The 6,597-nt window shown below is 64.5% G+C and carries 8 protein-coding genes and 1 pseudogene; 7 read left to right on the forward strand and 2 right to left on the reverse strand.

The features are described 5' to 3' along the window. Position 1 precedes the first annotated feature (1 nt). From ACFDS6_RS10325 to ACFDS6_RS10355, 7 genes and pseudogenes are all read left to right on the forward strand, one after another. Positions 2-934, forward strand: coding sequence for a PD-(D/E)XK nuclease-like domain-containing protein (locus ACFDS6_RS10325; protein ID WP_375272083.1), 933 nt, complete (start codon positions 2-4; stop codon positions 932-934). After that, positions 934-2,019, forward strand: a complete 1,086-nt coding sequence (locus ACFDS6_RS10330) for a hypothetical protein (protein ID WP_375272084.1) — start codon at positions 934-936, stop codon at positions 2,017-2,019. The genes ACFDS6_RS10325 and ACFDS6_RS10330 overlap by 1 nt, the downstream gene beginning before the upstream one ends. Further along, the gene (locus ACFDS6_RS10335) at positions 2,012-2,758 is read left to right on the forward strand and encodes a hypothetical protein (protein ID WP_375272085.1); all 747 of its coding nucleotides are present in this window, start codon (positions 2,012-2,014) and stop codon (positions 2,756-2,758) included. The genes ACFDS6_RS10330 and ACFDS6_RS10335 overlap by 8 nt, the downstream gene beginning before the upstream one ends. Beyond that, a complete protein-coding gene (locus tag ACFDS6_RS10340) occupies positions 2,755-4,038 on the forward strand; it encodes a DNA cytosine methyltransferase (protein ID WP_375272086.1) in 1,284 nt (427 codons plus the stop codon). Before ACFDS6_RS10335 ends, ACFDS6_RS10340 begins: the two co-directional genes overlap by 4 nt. Positions 4,039-4,070: 32 nt before the next feature. Continuing rightward, positions 4,071-4,436 (forward strand): DUF4326 domain-containing protein, encoded by a 366-nt coding sequence (locus tag ACFDS6_RS10345; protein ID WP_375272087.1) that lies wholly within the window; start codon positions 4,071-4,073, stop codon positions 4,434-4,436. Next, positions 4,433-4,573: pseudogene (locus ACFDS6_RS10350) on the forward strand (helix-turn-helix domain-containing protein); the annotation flags it as partial. The gene ACFDS6_RS10345 and the pseudogene ACFDS6_RS10350, both read left to right, overlap by 4 nt. Positions 4,574-4,599: 26 nt before the next feature. Then, on the forward strand, positions 4,600-5,649 hold the full coding sequence (locus ACFDS6_RS10355) for a tyrosine-type recombinase/integrase (RefSeq protein WP_375272088.1): 1,050 nt from the start codon (positions 4,600-4,602) through the stop codon (positions 5,647-5,649). A 154-nt stretch (positions 5,650-5,803) separates the two neighbouring features. On the opposite strand, the gene ACFDS6_RS10360 is transcribed toward ACFDS6_RS10355, so the two are convergent. Both ACFDS6_RS10360 and ACFDS6_RS10365 read right to left on the reverse strand, forming a co-directional pair. Then, positions 5,804-5,941, reverse strand: a complete 138-nt coding sequence (locus ACFDS6_RS10360) for a hypothetical protein (protein ID WP_375272089.1) — start codon at positions 5,939-5,941, stop codon at positions 5,804-5,806. A 430-nt stretch (positions 5,942-6,371) separates the two neighbouring features. Further along, positions 6,372-6,597, reverse strand: a 226-nt coding sequence (locus tag ACFDS6_RS10365; RefSeq protein ID WP_375272090.1) for a hypothetical protein, incomplete at its 5' end; no start/stop codon positions are given.

Raw genomic sequence — 6,597 nt, forward strand, 5'->3', positions numbered from 1 at the left:
GATGACCGACAACCCATTCGCATTGGATTATCGCGAGCCTGAGCCGTCCTGCACCGATGCAGGGGTAGGCGAGGCGACCACCTTCCGCGCCGGCCTCCACCAGATGGACGCCGCCACCTATCATGGTGACCCGGCCCCGCTGCCGAGCCTGTCGTCGACGATCGCCAAGGTGATCACCAGCAAGTCGCCGCTCCATGCCTGGCACGCATGTCGTCGGCTCAATCCCGATCACGTGTCGGTTGAGCGGAAGACATTTGACATGGGCACCGCGGCGCACCGGGCGCTGCTCGGCGTGGGCGAGGACTATGTCGCCATCCCCGACGAGTTCTTGGCGGCGAACGGCGCGGCGAGCACCAAGGAGGCCAAGGCGTTCATCGCCGACGCGCGGGCAACCGGCCGCACGCCGCTCAAGTGGGACGAGGTCGAGCAGGTAGAGGCCATGCGCTCGGCTGCCATCGCCAAGCTCGACAGTTACGGCATCCGCCTCGACCCTGCGCGATCGGAGATGGCGGCGTTCGCTGAGATCGACGGCATCTGGTGTCGCGCGCTGTTCGATAACGCGCCCGCTGACTCGCGCCTGCCGCTGTACGACTACAAGACGTGTGAGGACGCGAGCCCCGAGGCCTGTCTGCGGTCGATCGTCAATTACGGCTACGACGTTCAGGCGGCGCACTACCTTGCAGTGTGGAAGGCGGTCACCGGCGAGGACCGCGCCTTCACCTTCATCTTCCAGGAGAAGCCGGCACCCCACGAGGTGACGCTGATTCGCTTGTCGGGATCGTTCCGTGACATCGGCGAGAGCCGCGCAGCCCGCGCGCGCCGACTTTGGGGCGAGTGCCTGACCACCAACAACTGGCCCGGTTACCCGGCGGGTGTCCACGAGGTGGATGCCCCGGCGTGGCTGATCGAGCGCGAATACAAGGAGGCCGCATAATGTCCATCCGCTTCATCCCCGTCACCCAGATCAACGACCCGCTCACGATCGCGCTAGGCTTGTCGGGCGGCAGCGCCACCGGGAAGACCTACAGCGCGTTGCTGGTCGCCCGCGGCATGGCTCAGGAGATGGTCGGCAAGTCAGGCGCGCCGATTGGCTACGTCGACACCGAGAACAAGCGCGCGCTGCACTACAAGGAGGCGTTCCCGGAAATGATGCACTTCGACTTCGCCGCCACGAACGAGGCGGGCGAGGTCGTCGGGTTCGGACCGGAACGCTGGATCGAGGTGATCGACGCGGCGGAGGCTGCCGAACTGCCGGTGCTCATCATGGACAGCTTCTCGCACGCCTGGGAGGGCGTCGGCGGGGTGCTCGACCTCCACGCGCAGGTGCTCGACCGGCTGGTGCGCGACAAGGAGGCGCAGAACGCACGGTACAACAACACTTCGCCGGTCGACCCGGCCAAATACAGCCAGCTCGCCTGGGCGGAGGTGAAGCCGCGCTACCGCCGCCTGATTGACCGCATCGTGCGCGCGAAGACCAACATCATCATCTGCACCCGCGCCAAGCCGGTGATGCAGGCCGGGTTTGGCGCGAAGGCGAAGAACGCGCGCCCGACGAAGACGCGCCGCGAGGACGTGCCCTGGGATCCCGCGAGCGACGGCGACCTGATGTTCGAGATGACCGCGATGGTGATCCTCGACCCGTCGGCGCCGGGCTGCCCGGTCCACCAGATCAAGGTCGCGGATCAGTTCAAGGGCCTGTTCGACCCGCGCCGGCCGATGGGTGAGTACACCGGCGCTGCGATGGCGAAGTGGGCGCGGGGGCAGAGCGAAGCGCAGGAGCAGAAGGCCATTATGGATGGCGCCCGCGACAAGGCGCGCGAGGGCACCGAGGCGTTCACGGCGTGGTGGAACAGCGACGACGGCAAGGCGGTGCGCCCGGTCGTGCGGCCGATCATGGACGAAATTCAGGCGCTGTGCCGAGTGGCGGACGAGGTCGCGACGATCAGCGATGACGTGCCGTTCGGGCGCCCCGACGAGGACTACGGCGAAACCTTCACCGGGGAGGCCGACCGTGGATAACCTACCCGAAAGCACGAACGCGTGCCCGGCATCCTCAACCACCGATATTCAACCCGACCTGCTGGACGAGGCGCGCGAGTTCTTCGCCGTTGAGTGTGAGAAGAACGGGTTCGTCGTCCAAGCTGCGGCGGTGCGCGAGGGGCGCATATCGCACCGGGATGGCGGGCAGGTCTGCCTCGACGCGATGGTCGCCTTCGCTCGTCACCACCTGACATCCACCACCCCTACTCTCGGGGACATGGTGATGGTGCCGCGTGAGCCGACAGAGGCGATGCTGCAAGGCGCGTGCGAGAAGCATCGGCCCGGCAGACCCATGCAGGAGACGACGCCCCTGCCAGGGCGTGAGGGCGACACCGAGGAATGCCCGCTATTCGCTAAGCGTCGGCGCATCTGGTCCGCCATGCTCTCCGCTGCCCCTGCATCCCCTATCCCCACCTCTGTAGGAAACGAGGGGGCGCGGAACAGCGGCGATCTGGCTGAACGCATCCGCGCGGCCGTCACCTATCAGTACATGCCGATGCAGGTCAGACGGTTGCTGTCCGAGGCGGCTGAAGCCCTCTCGCCCGCACTCGATAATACAGCGGTGGAGGAAGACGCGGCCGAGATCGCCAGCGTCGTAGAAGCGTGGCGGGATGCCAAGCGCCTTGGGCTGCGTGTCCTGACCTTCGGCATGTGGAAGCCATCCGCCATCCGCCGCCTCTCTATCGAGCAGGGCGATCAGGATGGGGGTGAAGAGTGAGCGGTTTGCGCTACCTGGACGTGTGCGCGGGCATCAGCGCCAGCACGGTCGCGTGGAAGCCGCTCGGCTGGATCGCCGCTGCCTACAGCGAGATTGAGGCAGCACCCCGCGCCGTCCTCGCGCACCACTATCCCGATACGCCGCTGCATGGCGACTTCACAACCATCCGAGGCGATGAATATGGAGCAATCGACCTTCTCGTGGGCGGAACCCCCTGCCAGGATTTCAGCGTCGCCGGCCTCCGAGCTGGACTGGATGGCGACCGTGGCAACCTCTCGCTTGAGTTTCTCCGGCTTGCTGATCGCACACGGCCCCGCTGGGTGGTCTGGGAGAACGTCCCCGGCGTCCTGTCAATTGACGGAGGGAGGGCATTTGGAGCCATCCTCGGGGGGCTGGGGGAACTCGGGTATGGGTTCGCCTACCGAGTTCTGGACGCTCAGTTCTTCGGAGTTCCACAGCGACGCCGACGCGTGTTCGTTGTCGGATGTGCTGGAAACTGGCGAGGTGCCGCAGCGGTACTTTCTGAGCGCCACAGCCTGTCGGGGCATCCTGCGCCGCGCCGAAAAGCGGGGCAAGACGTTGCCGGTGTCCTTACAAGCCGCGCTAGCGGCGGTGGGGGAGGACCGGGAGCAGGAACCGATGAAGCGGCAGCAGGGTATCTCCAGCCTGTCTTAGCCCATGCGCTGCGAGGTGAGGGGTTTGATGCGTCGGAAGATGGTACGGGACGCGGAACGCCGCTCGTGCCGGTGCACGCTATTCAGGCTGGCGCACTTCGAGAGAACATCAACAGCGGCCCGGATGGTATCGGGGTTCAACGGGACTGCGCTTACACGCTAGAGGCGCGGGCGGAGGTCCAGGCGGTTTGCTTTTCCGCTAAGGACTATGGCGCAGACGCTGGCGAGATCGCACCGACCCTCCGCGCTGGTGGCCACAGCGGCAGTCACGCCAACGCGGGTATTATGCCAGCTATCGCTTTCGCGCAGAATCAGCGTGACGAGGTGCGAACCATGCACGTCGCGGGCGCACTGGCGGCAGAACCCGGCATGAAGCAACAGACGTATATTGCCACATCCGCAGTCCGTCGCCTTACCCCGCGCGAGTGCGAACGCCTCCAAGGCTTCCCCGACGACTACACGCTGGTGCCGCACCGTGGAAAGCCGATGGCAGACGGCCCGCGCTACAAGGCCCTCGGCAACAGCATGGCAGTGCCGGTGATGCGCTGGATTGGTGAGCGGATTGACAAGGTCGAGCAACTGTCGGCCGAAAGCCTCGCCGCATGACTCCTCCATCCTCCGTATCAGGGATACATGACATGGTAGATGACGAGCGTCCGCGCCGGGTGCAGCTGTCCCGCAAGAAGGGGTGGCGGATGCCGGCGAACACCGTGTCGGTCGCGCGTCCTTTACTGCTCGGCAACCCGTTTGTCGTCGGAGAGGATGGCACGCGAGAGCAGTGCGTGTTTCTTTACCGCCACTTGCTGGACGGGCGCGTCTGCCTCACCTCGAAGGTGAGCGTCGCCCGTCAGCTGGAGCATCGAGCCGCCGTGATGCGCGATTTGCCGCGTCTCCGCGGCTCCAATCTCGCTTGCTGGTGTCGGGATGACGGCAAGCCCTGCCACGCCGACGTGCTGCTCGAACTGGCCAATGCCGATCGCATCCTCAAGGAGCAGGCCCGATGAAGCTTCTGACAGCCGAAGAGGTAGCGACTGAATACGGGTTGCCGTCCGCTCGCACCCTGCGCACCATGCGCGCCAATGGGCTTCCTGCCGTGCGCATCGGCAAAGCCTTCCTGTTCGAAGCTGCTGACGTGGAGCAGCACATCAGAAACGCCAAGGTAACGACATGCCCCGCGCCAACCGAGGACCGTCACTCAAATGGGTCGCCAAGCGTAAGGCGTACTACATCGTCTGGTACGAGGCGGGGGCCGAGCGTGTCCGTTCGACTGGCACAACAGACCGCATCCAAGCTGAAGAAGCTCTCGCGGACTTCCTGCGCGAACGGCGCCGGATCGAGCGACCAGACCGGCCGCGTGATCCCGATAAAGTCCTGATCGCGGACGTTCTCGACTTCTACGGCGAGGAACACGCACCCGAAACCAAAGACCCGGCGCGCATCGGGTACGCCATCGCCGCCCTCCTACCCTACTGGGGTGAGCGGCCGGTAAGCGACATCACCAAAAGCACGTGCCGGGCCTATGCGAAAGAACGCGGCCGGGCACCCGCAACGATTCGCCGTGAGCTGACGACCTTACGCGCCGCGCTCAATCTGTACGTGGAGGAAAAACGGCTCACGTCCGCACCGCACGTCCAACTACCCGAGAAGCCAGACGGCAAAGAGCGATGGCTCACGCGATCGGAAGCGTCTGCGCTGTTGAACGCTGCCCGCACCGGACGGGCGGACGTGCGTTTGTACCTGCCGCTGTTCATCCTGATCGGGCTTTACACAGGGGCGCGCAAGGAAGCGATCCTTTCGCTCCGCTGGCCTCAGATCGACCTAGTGCGTGGGCGCATTAACTTTGCGCGTGAAGGCGAGACACAGACGGGGAAGCGCCGCGCTCGCCAGCCGATCCCGCGCGGGCTGCTGACTTTCCTGCGCCTGGCACGTCGGCGTGGTAGCGACCTCGGGCATGTCATCCACGACAAGGGCCGTCCAATCCTCGACATAGGCGATAGCAACAACGGCAGCTTTGGCGGCGCGGTAAAGCGCGCGGGGCTGGCGAAGGTGTCGCCGCACACCCTGCGGCATACCTGCGGGACGTGGATGGCGCAGAAGGGCGTGCCGTTGCACCAGATCGGCGGATGGCTTGGGCACTCCGATGCGCGTACCACGCAACTCTACGCTCACCACCACCCAGAATACATGGAAGAAGCTCGACGTGCGCACGAGCGGTAAGCGTCCGGGCTATGTCCGGGCAACGAACGTCGATTCACGTCCTGTTCCGCCAGTCAACGCGGGCAAAGCGGCGGAAAACTGCGCCAGTTCCACTATTGGCAAGCCCTCCGAAGGCAGAGGCCACAGGTTCGAATCCTGTCGGGTGCGCCATTTCTCAATGGCTTAGCGGCGAAGGTGTGAGCTTTCCGGTAATAATCCGGTAAATCATGCCGCAGAGCAGCAGCAGATGCACCGTCGCTTGTTGTGCCAACGCCGAGACCAACACAATACGGTCACAGACGGGCAGCGTCACAAATCCAATATGGTGAGGACGAGCGCGGGTCCCGGTTCGCTCGACAAGGGTGACACCCCTATTTTCGGATAAACGCCACAGCTAATGCGATAATGTGCCGTTCGATCGCGCTATATTTTCTAAGTTTTTTGGGTTCATTCGCTCGCTTGATCTGACGCAGTTGCGCTACCAAGCCCCTTAACCGGTGCCTCGCGGCGAGTTGGCCCGCCGAGCAGCTGGACAGGGCGATTTCGCGCTGCGACGACACTTACCCTTAGCAGGGCTGGCCGCGACAATAGCTGCCATCAATCTCCCGCGCAGCGGTCGCCGCCAAGCGCACCTTCGGCACCTCAGCACACTAAATCACCGCCCTCCCAGACGAGGGTAGGGGTAGAGGAAAATACGGACTGCGGCAGTCGGCGTCGGCATTAGGAGACCAAATCCCGCCTAATTATCGAGTGGATGGCGTCAAGGTTTTGACCGCGTCGTGCAGGTGAGCGGCGTCGACCTTCCGAGCGAGGATATCGGCGGCGACCATACCGACGAAACCGCCATTCTCCGCGTCCTTGAAGGGCATCCCGAGAATAAGTGCGTGTGCAGGATTGGCAGGTCCTTTGTCGGAGTGACGTGACCCCCGCCTTTCATCCAGCGGCAACCAGAGACCGACCGGTGTTGTC

Origin of the sequence: Sphingomonas sp. (assembly GCF_042095875.1) — a bacterium.
Lineage (GTDB): Bacteria > Pseudomonadota > Alphaproteobacteria > Sphingomonadales > Sphingomonadaceae > Sphingomonas.